Source organism: Pseudomonas sp. B21-023, from assembly GCF_024749165.1.
GTDB lineage: Bacteria > Pseudomonadota > Gammaproteobacteria > Pseudomonadales > Pseudomonadaceae > Aquipseudomonas.
In genome coordinates, this window is record NZ_CP087190.1 from 4,540,604 (window position 1) to 4,563,050 (window position 22,447).

Sequence of the window (22,447 nt, forward strand, 5' to 3'; positions counted from 1 at the left end):
TCTGATATTTATAAAAAATATATATTTCAATTACTTGGAAAAATTACGCCACTGGAAACGACATTGATTTACTGATCCCTACAGCAATCACTTACATAACGAGTAAGCGAATGCTTACACGCGATACTACGAGGGTGGCGAAATAAACAGTTTTGCCGAGGGTGCTGCTGCCTCAATGTCGTCCTCGCCAATGGTCCAGCCCCAGCAGCACCAGCCCGATCGCCCAGAACCCAGCCAGCACCCCTGTTGCATTCATCAGTACCTGCCCATAGCCCAGCCGCGCAACGTCGACGAACGGGTAGGGATACACCCCGATCTCATGCCCGCGCAGCAGCACGAAGGCAAAATACAGCATCGGGTACAGTGCCCAGGCTGCCAGATGCCAGAGCCGCAGCCGCCCCTTGGGCACCTCGAACCACCAGTACAGGGTGAACAGCAGCGGCATCACGTCGTGCAGCAGTTCGTCCGCCAGCCATTGCCAGCCCTGGGGTTGCCACAAGTGGCGCAGTAGCAGGCTGTAGGCCAGCGCCACCAGCACGATACTGGCTGCAACGCACGAGCTGACCACAGGTGAAAGGAAGCAGCGCCTGGCCGGCGAGTCGCGGCCGAATGCGGCATGGCTGAGCACCGTGGCCACCAGCGTGTTGCTCAGCACGGTGAAATAGCAGAACAGGTTGACCATCCCGCCGACCAGGCTGGCCTGCTCCTGCCAACGTGCCAGCAGTACAAGGTACAGCTGGATCGCCAGCCCCGCCCAGCCGAGCACAGCCGCCAGGGCAAGCCAAGGCCGGCGCGGCATCAGCCTTTGCGCTGCAGCTTCACGTACAGCTGCTCGACCTTCTCCCGTGCCCACGGGGTCTTGCGTAGGAAGGTCAGGCTAGACTTGATCGTCGGATCGCTCTTGAAGCAGCGGATGTCGACGCGTTCGGCCAGACCCTGCCACTGATAGTGCGCCACCAGCTCGGTGAGGATCTGTTCGAGGGTCTTGCCGTGCAGCGCGTTATGGTTGGCCGTGCTCATGCAGTGCTCCAGGTTCGGGAAGGTGCGCACCTTACACGAGTGTAGCGAGCGGGTGGAATCGAGGTTGCTTGTCCCGCCACAGGCCGGCTGAAGACGATGCAAAAACCACTGGCAAGCACGGGAAGCCTTGTGCTGAAATAGTGATGTTATATTGTAACAACACAAAGAATCTGCCAAGGAACGCCACATCCCCATGCGTCACATGCCGCTGCACCTCTCCCCGCTTGCCATAGCGCTCTGGCTGGCCTCGACTTCCAGCCAGGCCGTGGAACTGCAACCCCAGGTGATTACCGCCAACCCATTGGGCAACGCCCAACTGGCTGCCCCGAGCACCGTCCTTGAAGGCGACAACCTGTTGCAGCAGCAACAGGGCAGCCTCGGCGAGACCCTCAACAAACAGCCTGGTGTCGCCTCCACCTGGTTCGGCCCTGGCGCCAGCCGCCCGGTAATCCGCGGCCTGGACGGTGACCGCATTCGTATCCTGCGCAACGGCGTCGGTGCCCTGGACGCCTCGTCGCTGTCCTACGACCACGCCGTGCCGCTGGACCCGGTGACCGTCGAGCGGGTCGAGATCGTCCGCGGCCCGGCCGCCCTGCTCTACGGCGGCAACGCCATCGGTGGCGTGGTCAACACCTTCGACAACCGCATCCCCGACTCGCCCATTGAAGGCATCCATGGCGCGGGCGAACTGCGCTACGGCGGCGCCGACACCACGCGCAGCAGTGCCGGCAAACTGGAGGCCGGCAACGGCGTCTTCGCCCTGCACCTGGATGCCAACAGCCGCCAGTTCAACGACCTGCGCATCCCCGGCTATGCCCGCAGCTCGAAGGTGCGCGACGCCGACGAGCCCGGCAGCAAGCACCGCCTGAAGAACAGCGACGGACGCCAGGACGGCGGCGCGATCGGTGGTTCCTATCATTGGGATCACGGCTATACCGGTCTGTCCTACAGCCGCTATGACAGCAACTACGGCTCGGTAGCCGAGCCCGGCGTGCGCCTGGATATGCAGCAGGACCACTACGGCTTCGCCTCGGAACTGCGCGATCTCGACGGACCATTGAGCTCGGTGAAGGTCGATGCCGGCTACACCGACTACCAGCACCGTGAAATCGAAAGCGGTGAAGTGCACACCACCTTCAAGAACAAGGGCTATGAGGCACGCATCGAGGCACGCCACCAGCCGCTGGGGCCGGTCGAGGGCGTGATCGGTGCTCAGGTCAGCCGCAACGAGTTCTCCGCACTGGGCGAGGAAGCCTTTGTCCCGCACACCGATACCGACAGCCTGGCGCTGTTCCTGCTCGAGCAATGGCAGGCCACCGAGCGCCTGAACCTGAGCCTGGGCGCGCGCATGGAACACACCCGGGTCGATCCGGATGCCAAGGGCAACGAAACCTTTGCCGGAGCCGACAGCGCCAGCAGCTTCAACGCCTTCAGCCTGTCATCGGGCGCGGTGTACCAGCTCGACCCGATCTGGTCGCTGGCCGCCAACCTCGGCTATACCGAGCGCGCGCCGACCTTCTACGAGCTGTATGCCAACGGCGCCCACGTGGCGACCGGCGCCTACGAGATCGGTGACCCGAACCTGAACAAGGAAAAGGCCATCTCCGGCGACCTGGCCCTGCGCTTCGACAACGGCACCCACAAGGGCAGTGTCGGTGTGTTCTACAGCCATTTTCGCAACTACATCGGCCTGATTGGCACCGGCAACCTGCGTGAAGGCCATGATCACGACCATGGCGACGATCATGACCACGACCATGATCACGGTGATATCCCCGAGTATGCCTACCAGGGTGTGCGCGCACGCTTCTACGGTATCGAGGCCCAGGACCGCTGGAAGTTGCTGGAAAATCGCTACGGCAGCTTCGCCCTGGAACTGTCCGGCGACTACACCCGGGCCAAGAACCTCGACAGCGGCGAGCCGCTGCCGCGTATCGCACCGCTGCGCCTGAACAGCGGCCTGGTCTGGGAACTGGATCGCTGGCAAGCGCGGGTCGATGTGCAGCATGCCGCGTCGCAACGGCGCAAACCGGCCAACGAAACCGGCACCGACGGCTACACCACCCTTGGCGCAAGCCTGGGGTATCGCTTCGAGATCGGCCAGAGTGAATGGCTGGCGTTCGTGCGCGGCGAGAACCTCACCGACCAGACCGTGCGCTATGCCAGCTCGATCCTGCGCGATATCGCGCCGGCGCCGGGGCGTAGTGTGCAGGTTGGATTGCGCACCTCGTTCTGACGGCATCGCGGGGCAAGCCCACTCCCACCCTGGGGGCGGGCTTGCCCCGCGATGGGCCAGGTGACTGTTACGCCATCAGCAACAATCCCCTGCGACATTTTGTCTTTTTTTCTTACAACTTCCCCTATATCCTCCCCGCCGCAAGCTGAATCGCTTCATCGTTCCTCAATCGCAGCCATTTCCCTTCGACGCTTTCAGGCCTCGTTGCGCTTGCCGTTTCCTCAACAATCAAAAGATAGCGCTATCTCATGCTCCAACTGCCCAATACCCGTTACTCCGGCCTCGCCCTCGCCACCCTGCTCGGTGCCCTGTCCCCTACCACCAGTGCCAGCGAAATGTTCGCCAAGGACTCGAAGTGGATGCTCGGCGACTGGGGCGGTACCCGCAGCGAACTGCTGGAGAGGGGCTACGACTTCACCCTTGGCTACACCGGCGAGATGGGCAGCAACCTGCACGGTGGCTACAGCCACGACCGCGCCGTACGCTACAGCGACCAGTTCACCTTCGGCGTGAACATGGACCTGCAGAAGATCCTCGGCTGGCACGACACCGAGGTGCAGCTGACCGTCACCGAACGCCACGGCAACAACATCAGCAACGACCGCATCAATGACCCGCGCGTCGGCGGCTTCACCTCGGCCCAGGAAGTCTGGGGCCGTGGCCAGACCTGGCGACTGACGCAGATGTGGATCAAGCAGAAATACTTCGATGGCGCGCTGGACGTGAAATTCGGCCGCTTCGGCGAAGGCGAGGACTTCAACAGCTTCCCCTGCGATTTCCAGAACCTGGCGTTCTGCGGCTCGCAGGTGGGCAACTGGGTCGGCGGCATCTGGTACAACTGGCCGGTCAGCCAGTGGGCACTGCGCGTGCGTTACAACCTGAACGAGGCGCTCTACGCCCAGGTCGGCGTGTTCGAGCAGAACCCCTCTAACCTCGAGAGCGGCAACGGCTTCAAGCTCAGCGGCAGCGGCACCCAGGGCGCGGTGATGCCGATCGAACTGGTCTGGAGCCCGCGGGTCAATGGCCTGGAAGGGGAATATCGCGCCGGCTACTACTACAGTAATGCCAAGGCACAGGATGTACTCAAGGACAGCAACGGTACGCCGGCCGCCATCAGCGGCGCCGCCTATCGCAGCAGCTCGAGCAAGCACGGTCTGTGGCTCGGCGCCCAGCAGCAGGTGACCGCGCTGGCCTCCGACCAGTCGCGCGGCCTGAGCCTGTTCGCCAACGCCACGGTGCACGACAAGAAGACCAATGCCATCGACAACTATGTGCAGGCAGGTGTGGTTTACAAAGGGCCGTTCGATGCCCGCGCCAAGGACGACATCGGTTTCGCCCTGGCCCGCGTGCACGTCAACCCCGGCTACCGCAAGAACGCCCGCCTCATCAACCAGGCAAACAGCCTGGACAACTACGACAACCCCGGCTTCCTGCCCGTGCAGGACACCGAGTACAGCGCTGAACTCTATTACGGCATCCACCTGGCCGACTGGCTCACCGTACGCCCGAACCTGCAGTACATCCGCCATCCGGGCGGAGTGTCGCGGGTCGACGACGCGTTGATCGGCGGCCTGAAGATCCAGAGCAGTTTCTAACCCGACCCTTTCACACTACGGAGAACAGACGATGAGCACTGACGGTGCCAAGAATGGAACCCGCTGGCTACCGCGCCTGATGGGCGTGCTGCTGCTGATGATGGGCCTGGCCCTGTTGGCCGGCGGCATCAAGCTGAGCCAGCTGGGCGGCTCGCTTTACTACCTGATTGCCGGTATCGGCTTCGCCCTGTCCGGCATCCTGCTGCTGGCCAAGCGTCGCATTGCCCTGGGCCTGTATGGCCTGGTACTGCTGGGCAGCACCGCCTGGGCGCTGCTGGAAGTGGGCCTTGACTGGTGGCAGTTGGTGCCTCGCCTGGCCATCTGGTTCGCCATCGGCGTGGTCCTGCTGCTGCCGTGGGCGCGCCGCCCACTGGTGGGCCCTGCATCGAAGGTCAACACTGCCCTGCTCAGCGTCGCCGTGGTCGCCTCCGGCGCCACCGCCCTGGCCAGCCAGTTCACTCACCCGGGCGAGATCCGTGGCGAGTTCACCCGCGACAACAGCGAAATGGGCAGCGCCGCCCCGGCCATGCCCGACGGTGAATGGCAGGCTTACGGCCGCACCGAGCATGGCGACCGCTACTCGCCGCTGCGCCAGATCACCCCGCAGAACGCCTACCGCCTGGAAGAAGCCTGGCGCATTCGCACCGGCGACCTGCCGACCGAGAACGACCCGGTGGAGCTGACCAACCAGAACACGCCGCTGAAGGTCAACGGCATGCTCTACGCCTGCACCGCCCACAGCCGCCTGCTGGCGCTGGACCCGGACACCGGCGCCGAGATCTGGCGCTACGACCCGCAGGTCAAGAGCCCCACCGGCACGTTCAAGGGCTTCGCCCACATGACCTGCCGCGGCGTCTCGTACTATGACGAGAACAGCTACGTCAGCCGCGATGGCAGCCCCGCGCCGAAGATCACTGACGCAGGCCAGGCCGTGGCCCAGGCCTGCCCGCGCCGCCTCTACCTGCCCACCGCCGACGCCCGCCTGATCGCCATCAACGCCGACACCGGCAAGGTCTGCGAAGGCTTCGCCAACCAGGGCGTGATCGATCTGACCCGTGGCATCGGCCCGTTCACCGCCGGTGGTTACTACTCCACCTCGCCGGCCGCGATCACCCGCAGCCTGGTGATCATTGGCGGCCACGTGACCGACAACGAATCGACCAACGAACCGTCCGGCGTGATCCGCGCCTACGACGTGCACGACGGCCATCTGGTGTGGAACTGGGACAGCAACAACCCGGACGACACCAAGCCCCTGGCCGACGGCAAGTTCTACAGCCGCAACTCGGCCAACATGTGGTCGATCGCCAGCGTCGACGAAGACCTCGGCATGATCTACCTGCCGCTGGGCAACCAGACCCCTGACCAGTGGGGTGCCGACCGCACCCCCGGCGCCGAAAAGTACAGCGCCGGCATCGTCGCCCTGGACCTGGCCACCGGCAAGGCGCGCTGGAACTATCAGTTCACTCACCACGACCTGTGGGACATGGACGTCGGCAGCCAGCCCACCCTGGTGCACCTGAAGACCGACGACGGCGTCAAGCCGGCGGTCATCGTGCCGACCAAGCAAGGCAGCCTGTACGTACTCGACCGCCGCGACGGCACGCCGATCGTGCCGATCCGCGAGATCCCGGTCCCCCAAGGCGCGGTCAAGGGCGACCACACCGCACCGACCCAGGCCCGTTCCGACCTCAACCTGCTCGGCCCTGACCTGACCGAACAGTCCATGTGGGGCGCCACGCCGTTCGACCAGATGCTCTGCCGCATCCAGTTCCGCAGCCTGCGCTACGAAGGCCAGTACACCCCGCCCTCCGAGCAGGGCAGCCTGGTGTACCCGGGCAACGTCGGCGTGTTCAACTGGGGCAGCGTCTCGGTCGACCCGGTGCGCCAGATCCTCTTCACCTCGCCGAACTACATGGCTTTCGTGTCGAAGATGGTCCCACGCGAGCAGGTCGCCGAAGGCAGCAAGCGCGAGAGCGAGACCAGCGGTGTGCAGCCGAACACCGGTGCGCCGTACGCCGTGACCATGCACCCGTTCATGTCGCCGCTGGGTATTCCGTGCCAGGCGCCGGCCTGGGGCTACGTGGCAGCCATCGACCTGTTCACCAATAAAGTGGTGTGGAAGCACAAGAACGGCACCACCCGTGACAGCACCCCGGTGCCGATCGGCATGCCGGTGGGCGTGCCAAGCATGGGGGGCTCGATCGTCACTGCCGGCGGTGTCGGCTTTCTCAGCGGCACCCTGGACCAGTACCTGCGCGCCTACGACGTGAAGAACGGCCAGGAGCTGTGGAAGGCTCGCCTGCCGGCAGGCGGCCAGGCCACGCCGATGAGCTACACCGGCAAGGATGGCAAGCAGTACGTGCTGGTGACCGCGGGCGGCCATGGCTCACTGGGCACGAAAATGGGCGACTACATCATCGCTTACAAATTGGCTGAGTAAGCGTCACGCCTGTCGCGGGGCAAGCCCGCTCCCATCGAGGGAGCGGGCTTGCCCCGCTATTGTTTCCCTCCGCAGTTCTCCCCCCTTCGTCTACCATTGAAACCTGCCAACCACCGCCCCATCTAAGCACCATAGCCATTCACGCAGGTGCCCCATGAGCGACCAGCAGGATTTCCCGGAACACCCAGACGAACACAGCGAAGTCGAACATCTCGATCCCGCGACCGCCCCCGGTCACCATCTCGCCCTGCCCGGCCAGCAACTGCCGGACAAGGTCTACGTGATCCCGATCCACAACCGCCCGTTCTTCCCCGCGCAAGTGCTGCCGGTGATCGTCAATGAAGAACCCTGGGCCGAAACCCTCGATCTGGTCGCCAAGACCCCGCACCACTCCCTGGCGCTGTTCTTCATGGACACCCCGCCGGAAGACCACCGCCACTTCGACACCAAGGCCCTGCCCGAGTACGGCACCCTGGTGAAGGTCCACCACGCCAGCCGCGAAGGCGGCAAGCTGCAGTTCGTCGCCCAGGGCCTGACCCGCGTGCGCATCCGCACCTGGCTCAAGCACCACCGCCCGCCCTACCTGGTGGAGGTCGACTACCCACGCCAGCCGACGGAGCCCACCGACGAAGTGAAGGCCTACGGCATGGCCCTGATCAACGCGATCAAGGAATTGTTGCCGCTCAACCCGCTGTACAGCGAAGAGCTGAAGAACTACCTCAACCGCTTCAGCCCCAACGATCCGTCGCCACTGACCGACTTCGCCGCCGCCCTCACCTCGGCCACCGGCAACCAGCTGCAGGAAGTGCTCGATTGCGTGCCCATGCTCAAGCGCATGGAAAAGGTCCTGCCGATGCTACGCAAGGAGGTCGAGGTCGCCCGCCTGCAGAACGAGATATCCGCCGAGGTGAACCGCCAGATCGGCGAGCACCAACGCGAATTCTTCCTCAAGGAACAGCTCAAGGTCATCCAGCAGGAGCTGGGCCTGACCAAGGACGACCGCAGCGCCGACGTGGAGCAGTTCCAACAGCGCCTGGTGGGCAAGACCCTGCCCGAGCAAGCGAAAAAACGCATCGACGAGGAGATGGGCAAGCTGGCGATCCTCGAGACCGGCTCGCCGGAGTATGCCGTCACCCGCAACTACCTGGAGTGGGCCACCGCGCTGCCCTGGGGTGTGTACGGCAAGGACAAGCTCGACCTCAAGCACGCGCGCAAGGTACTCGACCGCCACCACGCCGGGCTCGACGACATCAAGGAACGCATTCTCGAGTTCCTTGCCGTCGGCGCCTGGAAGGGTGAGATCAGCGGCTCCATCGTGCTGCTGGTGGGTCCGCCCGGGGTAGGCAAGACCAGCATCGGCAAGTCCATCGCCGAATCCCTGGGCCGGCCGTTCTACCGTTTCAGCGTCGGCGGCATGCGTGACGAGGCCGAGATCAAGGGCCACCGCCGCACCTACATCGGCGCCCAGCCGGGCAAGCTTGTGCAGGCGCTGAAGGAGGTCGAGGTGATGAACCCGGTGATCATGCTCGACGAGATCGACAAGATGGGCCAGAGCTACCAGGGCGACCCGGCCTCGGCGCTGCTGGAAACCCTCGACCCGGAACAGAATGTCGACTTCCTCGACCACTACCTGGACCTGCGCCTGGACCTGTCCAAGGTGCTGTTCGTCTGCACCGCCAACACCCTGGACTCGATCCCCGGCCCCTTGCTCGACCGCATGGAAGTGATCCGCCTTTCCGGCTACATCACCGAAGAGAAGCTGGCCATCGCCAAGCGCCACCTATGGCCCAAGCAGCTGGACAAGGCCGGCGTGGCCAAGACCAGCCTGAGCATCAACGACGCCGCGCTGCGCGCGGTAATCGAGGGCTATGCCCGCGAAGCCGGTGTGCGCCAGCTGGAGAAACAGCTGGGCAAGCTGGTGCGCAAGTCGGTGGTCAAACTGCTGGAAGACCCGGACGCCAAGCTCAAGATTGCCGCCAAGGACCTCGAGCCCGCCCTGGGCATGCCGGTGTTCCGCAGCGAGCAGGTGCTGGCCGGCAAGGGCGTTATCACCGGCCTTGCCTGGACCAGCATGGGCGGCGCCACCCTGCCGATCGAGGCCACCCACATCCACAGCCTCAACCGCGGTCTCAAGCTCACCGGGCAGTTGGGTGACGTGATGAAGGAATCGGCGGAGATCGCATACAGCTTCATCAGCTCGAACCTCAAGCAGTTCGGTGGCACGCCCGGCTACTTCAACGAGGCGTTCATTCACCTGCACGTGCCCGAGGGCGCAACCCCCAAGGATGGCCCCAGCGCCGGCGTGACCATGGCCAGTGCCTTGCTGTCGCTGGCTCGCGACCAGCCGCCGAAGAGAGGCGTGGCCATGACCGGCGAGCTGACCCTGACCGGCCAGGTGCTGCCGATCGGCGGGGTCCGCGAGAAAGTGATCGCCGCGCGGCGACAGAAGATCTTCGAACTGATTCTGCCGGAGGCCAACCGTGGCGATTTCGAAGAACTGCCCGAGTATCTGAAGGACGGGCTGAGCGTACATTTCGCCAAGCGCTTCGCCGACGTGGCGAAAGTATTGTTCTAAAGAGGACGGGGCCACGTTGCGGCCCTATCGCCGGCAAGCCGGCTCCCACACAGTGCGGCATGTATCCTACTTGTGGGAGCCGGCTTGCCGGCGATAGAGCCCGCGCAGACCACACAAACTTCCGACAGCTTCGGTTATCCTCAGGCCATTCCAGCTTCAGGAGCCAACATGTCCCTCCCTCGCCTGCTCGTCCCCGCCGCCCTGGCCCTGCTCACCGCCTGCGCCCAGCAACCGCAACGCACCGTCGAACTGGACGGCGAAAGCGAATGTCCCAAGCGCCTGCAGGTCGGCCAGACCCTGACCCTCACCTTGCCCAGCAACCCCACCACCGGCTACCGCTGGCTGGTGCAGAACCCGGCTTCGGAGATCCTGCGCAGCCTCGGCCCTGAGGTGTACAGCTCTCCGGAGCAAGCCGGCATCGTCGGCAGCGGCGGCCTCTCCAGCTGGCGCTTCCAGGCCAAGGCCGCTGGTGAGGGCCACCTGATCCTGGTCTACCAGCAGCCCTGGGCCCCGGAAGTACGTCCCGTACAGACCTTCGATTGCGCCATTCGGGTCAACTGAGCGCACGGCGCCGGTCAGCCAGTCATGCAAGCTTGCCGTGGTTTGGCTAGAATGCCGCCCCTGTAGATTGCCAGCCGCCTGGACCCACCGTGAGCAAACAACCCGACCGCCTATTCGCCCAACCCCTGGAGCAGGTGCCCGACTTCGTCTTCAACGAAGACGTGGTGCAGGTGTTCCCGGACATGATCAAGCGCTCGGTGCCCGGTTACCCGACCATCGTCGAGAACCTCGGCGTGCTTGCCGCGCGCTTCGCCCAACCCAACTCCGCGCTGTACGACCTCGGCGCCTCGCTGGGCGCGGTGACCCAGGCGCTGCGTCGCCATGTGCGCACGGACGGCTGCCGGGTGATCGCGGTGGACAACTCGGCGGCCATGGTCGAGCGCTGCCGACAGTACCTCACAGCCCAGGACTCGATGTTCCAGGAGTTGCTGCCGGCGCAGGTACTGGAGGCCGATATTCTGGCCCTGCCCTTCGAGCCGGCCTCGGTCGTGGCAATGAACTTCACCCTGCAGTTCGTCGCCCCCGAACAGCGCCTGGACCTGCTTGGCCGCATCCGCCAGGCACTTTTGCCGGGTGGCGCGTTGATTCTCTCGGAGAAACTGCGCTTCACCGACGCCCAGGAGCAGGAACTGCTCAACGAACTGCACCTGGACTTCAAGCGTGCCAATGGCTACAGCGAACTGGAAATCGCCCAGAAACGCAGCGCCATCGAGAACGTGATGAAACCCGACACCCTGGAAACCCATGAAGCGCGCCTGCGCGCTGCCGGCTTCTCCAAGGTCGTGCCCTGGTTCCAATGCCTCAACTTCGCCTCGCTGATAGCCCTGCCATGATCGATCTGTCCCCCCTCGTCCGCCGCCTGGCCGGCACGCCCCTTGCCACCTGGTCCCAAGGCCTGCAGGCACAACTCGAAAGCAAGCTGGAAAAGGGCCACGGCGACCTCGATCGCTGGCGCGGCGCCCTCGACGCACTGCCGCAGCTGACCCCGAGCGAAATCGACCTGGTCGACGGCCTGCGCCTGGACTGCGCCTGCGACGACGCCACCCGGGCGCAGATGCGCCAGGCGCTGATGGGCCTGTCGCCCTGGCGCAAGGGCCCGTTCGACCTGTTCGGCGTGCATGTCGATACCGAATGGCGCTCGGACTGGAAATGGTCGCGGGTCGGCCCGCACCTGGATCTCAAGGGCAAACGCGTGCTCGACGTGGGTTGCGGTAACGGCTACTACCAGTGGCGCATGCTCGGTGCCGGCGCCGACATGGTCATCGGCGTCGACCCCAACTGGTTGTTCTTCTGCCAGTTCCAGGCCGTGCAGCAGTACCTGCCGGACCTGCCGGCGTGGCACCTGCCGTTCGCCCTCGAAGAACTGCCGGCCAACCTCGAAGGTTTCGACACCGTATTCTCCATGGGCGTGTTCTACCACCGCCGCTCGCCCATCGAGCATTTGCTGGCGCTCAAGGATTGCCTGGTCAAGGGTGGCGAGCTGGTACTGGAAACCCTGGTGATCGAGGGCGACGAAAACCAGGTGCTGGTGCCCGAGGACCGCTACGCGCAGATGCGCAACGTATGGTTCCTGCCGTCGGTGCCAGCCCTGGAGCGCTGGCTGCGCCGCGCCGGCTTCAGCAATGTGCGCTGCGTCGATGTCAGCGTCACCAGCGTCGAGGAACAACGCAGCACCGAGTGGATGCGCTACCAGTCGCTTGGCGATTTCCTCGCCCCCAATGACCACGGCAAGACCATTGAAGGCCTGCCGGCGCCACGCCGCGCCACATTGCTGGCGCGTAAATAAAAAAAGGCGCCCATTCGGGCGCCCAGGCTCACCTGCGCCGAGGAGCTGTCGCGGCGCAGGCGTGTGGTGCTCAATCCTTGGCCAGCTCGCGGGCCTTCTCTTCGGCCTTGCGCTCACGCTCGGCCACGGCCTGCTGCTTGTCGCCATGCAGACGCGCCTGGTCCTCGCGGAAGGCTTGCCAGAATTGCTTGGAACGCTCCGCGCCACCCTCGGCGAAAACGTTGGTGCTGCCCAGAGCGAGGATCGCCAGCAGAAAGTACTTGGTCAGGTTCATCGTGCTTGCCTCGTGATAACCGTATCGACAGGGCCATCATGGCAAGGCGCAGCTAACAGCAAGGTGAGGCGGACATTACAGTCCTGAAATCCCCACAGAAACTCGTGGCAGTGGGCTTGCCCCGCGATGACGACAAGCCTGTCGCCCATATGACCTGCAGATTACAAATCAGCAATCCTCCTCTTATCGCCATTCGCATCCAGTAACATCCTCGCCGCTTGACCCTGATGTCACTACAGGGTCGAGAATCGCCCCCTTTCCACACAGAGCCCGACCATGCGCCTACTGATCATCGAGGACGAACCCCGTACCGCTGACTACCTGCAGCAAGGCCTGCGCGAAAACGGCTATGTGGTCGACTGCGCCTACACCGGCACCGACGGCCTGCACCTGGCCCGCCAGCAGCCCTACGACCTGGTGATCCTCGACGTCAACCTGCCCGGGCTCGATGGCTGGGGCGTACTACAGCGCCTGCGCGCCGAGTCGTCCACGCGGATCATGATGCTCACCGCCCACGGCCGGCTCGCCGATCGGGTCAAGGGGCTGGACCTGGGCGCGGACGACTACCTGCTAAAGCCGTTCGAATTCCCCGAACTGCTGGCGCGTATCCGCAGCCTGCTCCGGCGCAACGACCAGCGCCTGCAGCCGAGCACATTGAAGGTCGCCGACCTCGAGCTCGACCCCGGCCGACACCGCGCCTGGCGTAACGGCCAGCGTATCGATCTGACGGCGAAGGAGTTCGCCTTGCTGCACCTGTTGATGCGCCAGAGCGGCGAAGTGCTGTCACGCACCCAGATCATCTCGCTGGTGTGGGACATGAACTTCGACTGCGACACCAACGTGGTGGAGGTATCGATCCGCCGCCTGCGGGCGAAGATCGACGACCCCTTCGACGACAAGCTGATCCATACCCTGCGCGGCGTCGGCTACGTGCTCGAGGCGCGGGCGTGAAGCGCCCCAGCCTGTCGTTGCGCCTGGGCCTGGGCGTCACCCTGCTGGGCGCGGCGCTGGTGCTGCTGCTGGCGTGCCTGGCGGTATTCGCCCTCGACCATGAACTGGATAGCCGGGCACGCAAGGACCTGACGCGCAAGATGCAGCAGGTCGAGCACAACCTGCGGGTGGACCTGCGCAGCGACGACCTCAGCGCCCGGGCCCACCCCCTGCTCGACCTGGTCATGGGCCATGACAACCTCAGCCTCAGCGTGCTGGCCGTCAATGGCCGCCATCCAGCGCTGCTCAGCCTTGGCCCGGCCATGCAGTCCCAGCACTTGCTGAACCTCGAAGCGGACGACCGGCTGACCTTCCATGCCTGGCGCGACGACGGCGACAATCAGATCCTCACCGCCAGCCGCTTGATGCGCCTGCGCGACGACACCCCGGTAAAAGTGTTGATGTCACTCAACCGCAGCGATGACAACAGCCTGCTGCAAGCCTACCTGCACTCGACCCTGCTGGCCCTGCCGCTGCTGCTGGTGCTGATCGGCATCGCCGCCTGGAAACTGGTGCAGCGCGGCCTGCGCCCGTTGCGGCACTTCCGCCGGATCGCCGGCCAGGTTTCGGCCCAGGACCTTACTCACCGGCTGCCCGATGAGGGCCTGCCCAGCGAGCTGGCCGACCTCGCGCGCGCCATCAACATCATGCTCGACCGGCTCGACCAAGGCGTGCGCCAGCTATCGCAGTTCTCCGACGACCTGGCCCACGAGCTGCGCACGCCCATCGGCAACCTGATGGGCAAGGCCCAGGTGACCCTGGCCCGCGAGCGTGACGGCGACAAGTACCGCGAAGCCCTCGAAGACAGCGTCGAGGAGCTGACCCGCCTCAACCGCATCATCAACGACATGCTGTTCCTCGCCCAGGTCAGCCAGCCGCAGACCCAGGTTGCCCTGGCGCCACTGACGTTGGCGGACGAAGTGGCCCGGGTGAGTGAACTGTTCGCCTTCAGTGCCGAGCTCAAGGGCATCTCCCTGCACCTGCAAGGCTGGGGCACGGCCCTGGCGGACCGGTTGATGTTCCAGCGGGCGCTGTCGAACCTGTTGAGCAATGCGATTCGCCATGCACCAGAGGGCAAGCCGGTCGCCGTAGGCATCGAGCGGCTGGGCAACGAGATTGCCGTGTGGGTGCAGAACCAGGGCACGGGGATAGACGAGACGCACCTGCCGCACCTGTTCGAACGCTTTTACCGGGCAGGAGCCGGGCGTTCACGGCTGGAGGGCGGAACCGGGCTGGGGTTGGCGATCGTCAAGTCGATCATGCAATTGCATGGGGGGCGGGTCGAGGTCACGAGCCAGGTCGAAGGGCCGACGCGGTTCACCTTGGTATTCAAGGCCGAGTAAAGCTATCGCGGGGCAAGCTCGCTCCCACAGGAGCTCCAGCAAAGCCTGTGGGAGGTGCTTACCTCGCGATTGACTCAGCGCGAAGCAGCGACGATCAGCGCTTTCATCTCGGCCACCGCGGCCTTGAAGCCGACGAACAGCGCATGGGCCACCAGCGCATGGCCGATGTTCAGCTCGTTTATGCCCTTGATCGCGGCCACCGCCTCGACGTTGTGGTAATGCAGGCCATGACCGGCATTGACGATCAGGCCCTGGCCAACACCAAACGCCACGCCATCGACGATGCGCTTGAGTTCCTCTGCCACTTCGGTCGGTGTCTCGGCATCAGCGTAACGGCCGGTGTGCAACTCGATGGCCGGCGCGCCGACACGGCGCGAGGCCTGGATCTGCCGCTCGTCGGCATCGATGAACAGCGACACCTCGGCACCGGTGCGCGACAGGCGTTCGATAGCCGCCTTGATCCGCGCCTCTTGGCCGGCGACATCGAGGCCGCCTTCGGTGGTCAGTTCCTGGCGGGTTTCCGGCACCAGGCAGATATGCGCCGGGCGGATCTTCTCGGCGAAGGCCATCATCTCTTCGGTGACGCCCATCTCGAAGTTCATGCGGGTCTGCAGCACGTCCTTGAGCAGCAGCACGTCGCGCTCCTGAATGTGCCGGCGGTCTTCGCGCAGGTGCACGGTGATGCCGTCGGCACCCGCTTCCTCGGCGTCCAGGGCGGCCTTGACCGGGTCTGGATAGCGGGTGCCCCGGGCCTGGCGCAGGGTCGCCACGTGGTCGATGTTGACGCCGAGAAGCATGCGGTTGCTGTGAGTCACGAAGGGCACTCCTGAAAGTTGAGGGCCACAGCATACGTCGTGCTCAGCGCTTGCGAAACAGTTCCCGGCTGACCAATGGCTTGGGCCCCAGGTGGACTGCCAGTGCCTGGCGCATCAAGCGCTTGGCGGCAAGCAAGGCGCCAGGCGCCTCCCAGTCGGCCTGGGCCAGGGCCAGCAGTTCGCCGCCCTTGAACAAACCAGGCTGGAACAGTTCGACCCGCTCAAGGCCCGCATCCACCTGCAGGCGATAAAGGCCTTCGGCGACCACAGGGCTGTCGTTGACGTCATGGTCCAGGGTGAAGGCATAACCCAGCTCATCCAGCAGACGCCATTCGAAGGAGCGCAACAGCGGCTCCAGCGCACGCCCGGCGGCCAGGGCCTGCAAGGTCAGGGTGTAGTGCTCGAACAGCGCCGGATGCGGCGCCTCGGCGGGCAGCAGGCGCATCAGCAGTTCGTTGAGGTACAACCCGCTGAACAGCGCGTCGCCGTGCAACCAGGCGGCAATACCGACGGCATCCAGACGGCCGACGTTCTTCAACTCGCCGCGCCCGCGCAGCTCCACCTCCAGCGGCACGAACGGCCGCACCAGGCTACCGCCCTTGCCCCGCGCCCGGCGCAGCACGGCGCGTACCTTGCCTTGCGGGGTAAGAAAGTCCACCAGCGCACTGGTTTCCTTGTAGGCGCGGCTGTGCAGCACGTAGGCCGGCTGGGGGGTGGGTTGTTCCATCACAGACCACTCGATATCGGACATGACTGTGGGAGCGGCGTTGAGGGGCCCGACTTGCCCCGCGTTCGCCATCGCGAGGCAAGTCGGGCCGCCGCATCGCCGCTCCCACAGGAGCAGAGGCAGTGCCGCCGAAGGGTTTACAGGTCGCCGTAACCCAGCGAACGCAGGGCGCGCTCGTCGTCGGACCAGCCGCCCTTCACCTTGACCCACAGGTTGAGCATGACCTTGGAGTCGAACAGTACTTCCATGTCCTTGCGCGCCTCGGAGCCGATGCGCTTGATGCGCTCGCCCTTGTCGCCAATGATGATCTTCTTCTGGCCATCGCGTTCAACCAGGATCAGCGCATGGATGTGCAGCACATGGCCCTGTTGCTTGAATTCCTCGATCTCCACGGTGATCTGGTACGGCAGCTCCGCACCGAGCTGACGCATGATCTTCTCGCGCACCAGTTCGGCGGCCAGGAAGCGGCTGCTACGGTCGGTGATCTGGTCTTCCGGGAAGAAGTGATCGTTCTCGGGCAGGTGCTTGGCGATCTGGGCTTCCAGCGCTTCGAGGTTATGCCCCTGCTGCGCGGAAATCGGCATCACTTCGGCGTTCGGCAGTTGTTCCTGCAGCCATTGCAGATGCGGGATCAGCTCGGCCTTCTCTTCCATGCGGTCGGTTTTGTTGACCGCAATGATCAACGGGCCGGTCACGTACTGCACGCGCTCCAGCACCAACTGGTCCTCGTCGGTCCACTTGGTGCGGTCGACCACGAAGATCACCACGTCGACGTCCTTCAAGGCCGCCGAGGCGTTGCGGTTCATGTAGCGGTTCAGGGCCTTGTCGTTGGCCTTGTGCATGCCGGGGGTGTCAACGTAGATCGCCTGCACGTCACCCTCGGTCTTGATGCCGAGCATGTTGTGGCGGGTGGTCTGCGGCTTGCGCGAGGTGATCGCCAGCTTCTGGCCGAGGATGTGGTTGAGCAGCGTGGACTTGCCCACGTTGGGGCGACCGACGATGGCCACATAGCCGCAGCGGGTCGAAGTATTCTCAGTCATTGCCATTCTCCACGCCCAGGGCGATCAATGCGGCGGCGGCGGCGACCTGCTCGGCGATACGCCGGCTCACGCCCTGGCCGCGGCTTTTCTTGTTCAGCAGGACCACTTCGCATTCGACGAAGAAAGTCCGGCAATGCGGTTCGCCCTGGATATCCACCACTTCGTAACGTGGCAACTCGCAGGCACGCGACTGCAGGAACTCCTGCAGGCGCGTCTTGGGGTCCTTGTTGGTGTCGACCAGGGTCAGGCCATCGAACTCGTCGGTCAGCCAGGCGAGGATTCGCTCGCGTGCGGTCTGCATGTCGGCGTCCTGGTAGATCGCACCGATGAGGGCCTCGAGAGCGTCGGCAAGAATCGACTCGCGACGGAAGCCACCGCTTTTCAGCTCACCCGAACCCAGGCGCAGGTATTCGCCCAGGTCGAAGCCGCGGGCCAGCCGCGCCAGGGTCTCGCCCTTGACCAGACGGGCGCGAAGACGCGACAACTGGCCCTCACGCGCCTGCGGGAAGCGCTCAAACAGCGCCTCGCCGACCACGAAGTTGAGGATGGCATCGCCAAGGAACTCCAGGCGCTCGTTATTGCGCCCGGCGTAGCTGCGATGGGTCAGGGCCAGCAGCATCTGGTCCTGGTTCTTGAAGGTGTAGCCGAGCTTGCGCTCCAGGCGTGCAAGGGAACCACTCATGGGGCCACCCCGGCAATGTTCAACGCGTTGTTCAAATCAACATCCTGAAAGACGGTTTGACTGTGGTCAGACGCCGGAAACGGCGAAAGCCTCGCTCCCTGAGAACACAGCCTATGTCAGAAATGCAATCGGCGCCGTCCGTGGACAGCGCCGTCGTTACTCAATGGATCAGCCCGACCCGCGACAGGTTCGGGAAGTGGCTGAGTTTCGGCTCTGGCCAGCTCATCCAGACCGCAAAGGCCTTGCCGACGATATTCCGGTCCGGAACCATGCCATGCAGTTCCTTGGGAATGTTCGGATCATCCCAGAAGCGGCTGTCGTTGGAGTTGTCGCGGTTGTCACCCATCATGAAGTAGTGACCGGACGGCACGGTCCACTGCTGGTCCGGCGGCATGCGATAGCGGGTCATTTCCTTGCGGATCAGGTGCTCGGCTTCACCGAGCTTTTCCTTGTACAGCTCAGCGCTGCCCAGGGTGCCCGGCTCGCTGCCGACCAACTGCTCGGCAATCGCCTGGCCATTGACGAACAGCCGCTTGTCGGCGGTGTAGCGGATCACGTCGCCCGGCAGGCCGACCACACGCTTGATGTAGTTGACGTTGGGGTCGCTCGGGTAGCGGAACACCATCACATCCCCGCGCTGCGGATCACCCACCTCGATGACCTTCTTGTCGATCACCGGCAGGCGAATGCCGTAGGAGAACTTGTTCACCAGGATGAAGTCGCCCACTTCCAGCGTCGGCTTCATCGACCCCGAGGGGATCTGGAACGGCTCGACCAGGAACGAACGCAGCACCAGCACGATGAACAGCACCGGGAAGAACGACTTGCCGTATTCAACCAGCAAGGGTTCCTTGTTCAGGCGTTCGACCACGGCCATTTCAGGCTGGCTGACGCTGCCCTGGTAGTTGGCGATCGCCGCCCGCCGGCGCGGGGCCAGGAACAGCAGGTCGATCAGACCCAACAGACCGCAGACAGCGACGGCGATGACGAGCAACAGCGGGAAATTTAGCGACATAGGACCTAGCTATCCAACCTGAGCACAGCGAGGAAGGCTTCCTGTGGAATCTCCACGTTACCTACCTGCTTCATGCGTTTCTTACCGGCCTTCTGCTTCTCCAGCAGCTTCTTCTTACGGCTGACGTCGCCACCGTAGCACTTGGCCAGTACGTTCTTTCTGAGCGCCTTGACGGTTGTCCGCGCAATGATCTGGCCGCCGATAGCTGCCTGGATCGCCACGTCGAACATCTGCCTAGGGATCAGTTCCTTCATCTTTTCGGTCAACGCACGGCCTTTGTAGGCGGCGTTGTCGCGGTGCACGATCAGGGCCAGGGCATCGACCTTGTCGCCGTTGATCAGCACGTCCAGCTTGACCAGGTTGGCCGACTGGTAGCGGTCGAAATGGTAGTCCAGCGACGCGTAGCCGCGGCTGGTGGACTTGAGCCGGTCGAAGAAGTCCAGGACCACTTCGTTCATCGGCATGTCGTAGCGCACCTGCACCTGGCTGCCGAGGAACTGCATGTCGCGCTGCACGCCACGCTTCTCGATGCACAGGGTGATGACGTTGCCCAGGTGCTCCTGCGGCACGAGGATGGTCGCGGTGACGATCGGCTCGCGGAAGTCGGTGACGGACGAGACGTCCGGCAGCTTCGATGGGTTGTCGACGACGATGGTCTCACCGGTCTTGAGCTCGAGCTCGTAGATCACGCTTGGCGCGGTGGTGATCAGGTCCAGGTCGTATTCGCGCTCCAGGCGCTCCTGGATGATCTCCATGTGCAGCATGCCGAGGAAGCCGCAACGGAAGCCGAAGCCCAGGGCATCGGAGCTTTCCGGCATGTATTGCAGAGACGAGTCGTTCAGGGTCAGCTTCTGCAGGGCGTCGCGGAAGTCCTCGAAGTCGTCGGAACTGACCGGGAACAGGCCCGCGTAAACCTGCGGCTGGATCTTCTTGAAGCCCGCCAGCATTTCGACTTCCGGGGTGCTGGACAGGGTCAGGGTGTCGCCCACCGGCGCACCATGGATGTCCTTGATGCTGGCAATGATGAAGCCCACTTCACCGGCTTTCAGATCAGCGGTCTGGGTGTGTTTCGGGGTGAACACACCAACGCTGTCGACCAGATGCACCTTGCCGGTGGACTTGACCAGGATCTTGTCGCCTTTCTTGACGCGGCCCTGGCGCACACGCACCAGCGAGACCACGCCCAGGTAGTTGTCGAACCAGGAGTCGATGATCAGCGCCTGCAGCGGGGCGTCGATCTCACCGGTCGGAGCGGGGATGGTATGTACCAGGCGCTCGAGCACCTCGTCGACGCCCATGCCGCTCTTGGCACTGCAAGCCACGGCGTCGGTGGCGTCGATGCCGATGATCTTCTCGATCTCGTCCTTGACGCGGTCCGGGTCAGCCTGGGGCAGGTCCATCTTGTTCAGCACGGGCATGACTTCCAGGCCCTGCTCGATGGCGGTATAGCAGTTGGCCACCGATTGCGCCTCGACGCCCTGGCCGGCATCGACCACCAGCAGCGCGCCCTCGCACGCCGCCAGCGAGCGCGAGACTTCATAGGTGAAGTCAACGTGGCCGGGGGTGTCGATGAAGTTCAGCTGGTAGGTTTTACCATCCTGCGCCTTGTAGTGCAGCGTGACGCTGTGGGCCTTGATGGTGATACCGCGTTCGCGCTCCAAGTCCATGGAATCGAGGACCTGGGCTTCCATTTCGCGCGCCGAAAGGCCACCGCACATCTGGATGAAACGGTCGGCCAGCGTCGACTTGCCATGGTCGATGTGGGCGATGATGGAGAAATTGCGGATATGACTCAAATCACTCACAGGTCAACACTCGAAAAGGCTGCGAGCCGGACGCCCGCCGAAAAATAGCCGGGAATTGTACCTCAAGCCGCAGGGATATGGGAGAACCCTTGTCACCTGCCTATCGGTTAGCGTGGGAGCGGGCTTGCCCCGCGATGGCGTCCGATCAGTTGAAATTGTTGCCTGATCTGACAATATCGCGGGGCAAACCCGCTCCCACGTAGGACCTTTACTCCTGCTTGCTGTCTAGTCCTGAAATAGGTTTACACCTGTTCAGGTAGGCCGACAGACCTCAAAACGCCCGATGCACCGCATCGGGCGTTTTGTTTTTCAGGGCCATATGAGGCCGTTCTGTGTTGTAGATCTGCACTGCCTCATCAACCATCTTCCTCGCCTGCTCAAGATCTTCAGGGATCCTCAACAACAGCTCCGTCTTGAGGATTCCGTTGATGCGCTCCGCCAGCGCGTTCTGATAACAGTCATACCCATCAGTCATGGAGCACTGAACGTCGTGCCGTTGGTGCAGTGACTGGTACAGCGTCGAGCAGTATTGGATGCCTCGATCCGAATGATGGACTAATGGCTGGCGACGACGTCGCTTTCGTAAGGCCTGCTTGAAGGCTTGCGCCACTGACTCGGCATGCAGGCTTTCATGGACGTGGTGGCCAACAATTTTCCTGGAGTACGCATCCGTTACCAGGCTCAGATACAGCGGGCCGTTACGTGCGGGCAGATAAGTAATGTCGGCAACCCAGACGTGCTCTGGCCTTGTCGGTACGACTTGGCTTGGGCCGGGCTTAAGTAAGTTGGGATGACGGTAGAAGCGATGAAAGCTCTGCGTTGTCTTGTGATACGCCCGCTTAGGCAGCACTAGCAAGCGGCGCTCACCCAAGACCTGGAAAAGCCTGTCTCGGCCGAGCTGGACTCGTCTGTCAGGTTGGCAATGCAGCAGATAGTGCAGCTTGCGTGTACCCAGACGAGGCTGGCGCATCCGGATTTGCTGTACGAACTCAACCACTCGATCCGTCTGGCGCTCTTTGTCATCAGCGGCTTGGTTGCGCTTGTAGTATGCCTGTCGACTGATGCCTAGAAACTGACAAGCCCTGGCAATGCTCAGTCCTGCGACTTGACCTTGCGTGAGGACTTGCCGGATCGCTTTTTTACGACCGATACACCGTAGTCATTTTTCAGAACATCAACGACCGTCTCAAAGAACTGAGCCTTCTGACTCATCAGCTCAAGCTGCTGCTCAAGCTCTTTGATTCGCTGCTCTGGAGTGAGCGTTTTGGGGTCAGACATCGCGCAGCTCCTCTCGTCGCGGATCGAGGCCCCCTGGCTCCAATCCTGCCGACCGTGCTTACGCAACCATACCAGAACCGTAGATTTTCCTTGGATGCCGTACCGCTCCCGGGCCTGGGTGCAGGTCAGCTCGCCTTTTTCGATCTGATCGACCACTGCCAATTTAAAAGACAGCGAGTAATCACGCTGTGTGCGCTTTACACCTTGATCCATCTGACTCTCCGGAAATTCGGGATGGGAGGTGTAAACCTTATTCAGGACG

Annotated in this window: 19 protein-coding genes; 9 read left to right on the forward strand and 10 right to left on the reverse strand. The window is 63.6% G+C overall.

The window, feature by feature from the left end; all coding sequences use genetic code 11:
- Nucleotides 1–172: 172 nt before the first annotated feature.
- Both LOY42_RS20495 and LOY42_RS20500 read right to left on the reverse strand, forming a co-directional pair.
- The gene (locus LOY42_RS20495) at nt 173–799 is read right to left on the reverse strand and encodes a Pr6Pr family membrane protein (protein ID WP_102681625.1); all 627 of its coding nucleotides are present in this window, start codon (nt 797–799) and stop codon (nt 173–175) included.
- On the reverse strand, nt 799–1,020 hold the full coding sequence (locus LOY42_RS20500; RefSeq protein ID WP_102681624.1) for a VF530 family DNA-binding protein: 222 nt from the start codon (nt 1,018–1,020) through the stop codon (nt 799–801). Before LOY42_RS20500 ends, LOY42_RS20495 begins: the two co-directional genes overlap by 1 nt.
- A 193-nt stretch (nt 1,021–1,213) precedes the next feature.
- Between LOY42_RS20500 and LOY42_RS20505 the strand changes: the two genes are divergently transcribed.
- The 7 genes from LOY42_RS20505 (at nt 1,214) to cmoB (ending at nt 12,216) form a co-directional block, all read left to right on the forward strand.
- Nucleotides 1,214–3,256 carry a TonB-dependent receptor gene (locus LOY42_RS20505; protein ID WP_258599069.1) on the forward strand — a complete coding sequence of 681 codons (2,043 nt, stop codon included), beginning with the start codon at nt 1,214–1,216 and terminating at the stop codon, nt 3,254–3,256.
- A 248-nt stretch (nt 3,257–3,504) separates the two neighbouring features.
- A complete protein-coding gene (locus LOY42_RS20510) occupies nt 3,505–4,851 on the forward strand; it encodes a carbohydrate porin (protein WP_258599070.1) in 1,347 nt (448 codons plus the stop codon).
- 31 nt (nt 4,852–4,882) lie between these two features.
- The gene (locus tag LOY42_RS20515; protein ID WP_139669538.1) at nt 4,883–7,294 is read left to right on the forward strand and encodes a glucose/quinate/shikimate family membrane-bound PQQ-dependent dehydrogenase; all 2,412 of its coding nucleotides are present in this window, start codon (nt 4,883–4,885) and stop codon (nt 7,292–7,294) included.
- Nucleotides 7,295–7,448: 154 nt separating this feature from the next.
- A complete protein-coding gene (gene lon / locus LOY42_RS20520; RefSeq protein WP_139669537.1) occupies nt 7,449–9,869 on the forward strand; it encodes an endopeptidase La in 2,421 nt (806 codons plus the stop codon).
- 168 nt (nt 9,870–10,037) lie between these two features.
- Entirely contained in the window at nt 10,038–10,430 is a 393-nt protein-coding gene (locus LOY42_RS20525; RefSeq protein ID WP_046856831.1) for a protease inhibitor I42 family protein, read from the forward strand.
- Between the two features lie 89 nt (nt 10,431–10,519).
- Nucleotides 10,520–11,263, forward strand: coding sequence for a carboxy-S-adenosyl-L-methionine synthase CmoA (gene cmoA, locus LOY42_RS20530; RefSeq protein ID WP_139669535.1), 744 nt, complete (start codon nt 10,520–10,522; stop codon nt 11,261–11,263).
- The gene (gene cmoB / locus LOY42_RS20535; protein WP_258599075.1) at nt 11,260–12,216 is read left to right on the forward strand and encodes a tRNA 5-methoxyuridine(34)/uridine 5-oxyacetic acid(34) synthase CmoB; all 957 of its coding nucleotides are present in this window, start codon (nt 11,260–11,262) and stop codon (nt 12,214–12,216) included. The genes cmoA and cmoB overlap by 4 nt, the downstream gene beginning before the upstream one ends.
- A gap of 70 nt (nt 12,217–12,286) precedes the next feature.
- Here the strand turns inward: cmoB and LOY42_RS20540 are convergent, their stop codons facing one another.
- Complete coding sequence (locus LOY42_RS20540; protein ID WP_258599077.1) at nt 12,287–12,490, reverse strand: hypothetical protein; 204 nt, start codon at nt 12,488–12,490, stop codon at nt 12,287–12,289.
- Between the two features lie 276 nt (nt 12,491–12,766).
- Here LOY42_RS20540 and LOY42_RS20545 point away from each other — a divergent pair, with 276 nt between their 5' ends.
- Nucleotides 12,767–13,441, forward strand: coding sequence for a heavy metal response regulator transcription factor (locus tag LOY42_RS20545; RefSeq protein WP_102681616.1), 675 nt, complete (start codon nt 12,767–12,769; stop codon nt 13,439–13,441).
- Nucleotides 13,438–14,823, forward strand: a complete 1,386-nt coding sequence (locus LOY42_RS20550) for a heavy metal sensor histidine kinase (RefSeq protein ID WP_139669533.1) — start codon at nt 13,438–13,440, stop codon at nt 14,821–14,823. Before LOY42_RS20545 ends, LOY42_RS20550 begins: the two co-directional genes overlap by 4 nt.
- A gap of 74 nt (nt 14,824–14,897) precedes the next feature.
- On the opposite strand, the gene pdxJ is transcribed toward LOY42_RS20550, so the two are convergent.
- The 7 genes from pdxJ to LOY42_RS20585 form a co-directional block, all read right to left on the reverse strand.
- On the reverse strand, nt 14,898–15,620 hold the full coding sequence (pdxJ, locus tag LOY42_RS20555) for a pyridoxine 5'-phosphate synthase (RefSeq protein WP_219730207.1): 723 nt from the start codon (nt 15,618–15,620) through the stop codon (nt 14,898–14,900).
- 61 nt (nt 15,621–15,681) lie between these two features.
- Nucleotides 15,682–16,365, reverse strand: coding sequence for a DNA repair protein RecO (gene recO / locus LOY42_RS20560; protein WP_110697766.1), 684 nt, complete (start codon nt 16,363–16,365; stop codon nt 15,682–15,684).
- Between the two features lie 137 nt (nt 16,366–16,502).
- Complete coding sequence (era, locus tag LOY42_RS20565) at nt 16,503–17,405, reverse strand: GTPase Era (RefSeq protein ID WP_031315023.1); 903 nt, start codon at nt 17,403–17,405, stop codon at nt 16,503–16,505.
- On the reverse strand, nt 17,398–18,087 hold the full coding sequence (rnc, locus tag LOY42_RS20570; protein WP_023630413.1) for a ribonuclease III: 690 nt from the start codon (nt 18,085–18,087) through the stop codon (nt 17,398–17,400). Before rnc ends, era begins: the two co-directional genes overlap by 8 nt.
- 160 nt (nt 18,088–18,247) lie before the next feature.
- Complete coding sequence (gene lepB / locus LOY42_RS20575; RefSeq protein ID WP_110697764.1) at nt 18,248–19,102, reverse strand: signal peptidase I; 855 nt, start codon at nt 19,100–19,102, stop codon at nt 18,248–18,250.
- A 5-nt stretch (nt 19,103–19,107) separates the two neighbouring features.
- Nucleotides 19,108–20,907 carry a translation elongation factor 4 gene (gene lepA, locus LOY42_RS20580; protein ID WP_038705563.1) on the reverse strand — a complete coding sequence of 600 codons (1,800 nt, stop codon included), beginning with the start codon at nt 20,905–20,907 and terminating at the stop codon, nt 19,108–19,110.
- 271 nt (nt 20,908–21,178) lie between these two features.
- Nucleotides 21,179–22,398 (reverse strand): IS3 family transposase gene (locus LOY42_RS20585; RefSeq protein WP_258599081.1). Its coding sequence is split into 2 segments (ribosomal slippage): nt 21,179–22,050 and nt 22,050–22,398, totalling 1,221 coding nucleotides; the frame shifts between segments, so codons are not numbered across the junction.
- Nucleotides 22,399–22,447 lie beyond the last annotated feature (49 nt).

Coding starts and splice junctions, on each gene's coding strand:
- LOY42_RS20500 (WP_102681624.1), bottom strand. CDS start 1,020: ATGAGCACGGCCAACCATAACGCGCTGCACGGCAAGACCCTCGAACAG.
- lon (WP_139669537.1), top strand. CDS start 7,449: ATGAGCGACCAGCAGGATTTCCCGGAACACCCAGACGAACACAGCGAA.
- recO (WP_110697766.1), bottom strand. CDS start 16,365: ATGGAACAACCCACCCCCCAGCCGGCCTACGTGCTGCACAGCCGCGCC.
- LOY42_RS20540 (WP_258599077.1), bottom strand. CDS start 12,490: ATGAACCTGACCAAGTACTTTCTGCTGGCGATCCTCGCTCTGGGCAGC.
- LOY42_RS20515 (WP_139669538.1), top strand. CDS start 4,883: ATGAGCACTGACGGTGCCAAGAATGGAACCCGCTGGCTACCGCGCCTG.
- pdxJ (WP_219730207.1), bottom strand. CDS start 15,620: ATGCTTCTCGGCGTCAACATCGACCACGTGGCGACCCTGCGCCAGGCC.
- LOY42_RS20495 (WP_102681625.1), bottom strand. CDS start 799: ATGCCGCGCCGGCCTTGGCTTGCCCTGGCGGCTGTGCTCGGCTGGGCG.
- rnc (WP_023630413.1), bottom strand. CDS start 18,087: ATGAGTGGTTCCCTTGCACGCCTGGAGCGCAAGCTCGGCTACACCTTC.
- era (WP_031315023.1), bottom strand. CDS start 17,405: ATGACTGAGAATACTTCGACCCGCTGCGGCTATGTGGCCATCGTCGGT.
- LOY42_RS20525 (WP_046856831.1), top strand. CDS start 10,038: ATGTCCCTCCCTCGCCTGCTCGTCCCCGCCGCCCTGGCCCTGCTCACC.
- LOY42_RS20505 (WP_258599069.1), top strand. CDS start 1,214: ATGCGTCACATGCCGCTGCACCTCTCCCCGCTTGCCATAGCGCTCTGG.
- LOY42_RS20510 (WP_258599070.1), top strand. CDS start 3,505: ATGCTCCAACTGCCCAATACCCGTTACTCCGGCCTCGCCCTCGCCACC.
- LOY42_RS20545 (WP_102681616.1), top strand. CDS start 12,767: ATGCGCCTACTGATCATCGAGGACGAACCCCGTACCGCTGACTACCTG.
- lepB (WP_110697764.1), bottom strand. CDS start 19,102: ATGTCGCTAAATTTCCCGCTGTTGCTCGTCATCGCCGTCGCTGTCTGC.
- cmoB (WP_258599075.1), top strand. CDS start 11,260: ATGATCGATCTGTCCCCCCTCGTCCGCCGCCTGGCCGGCACGCCCCTT.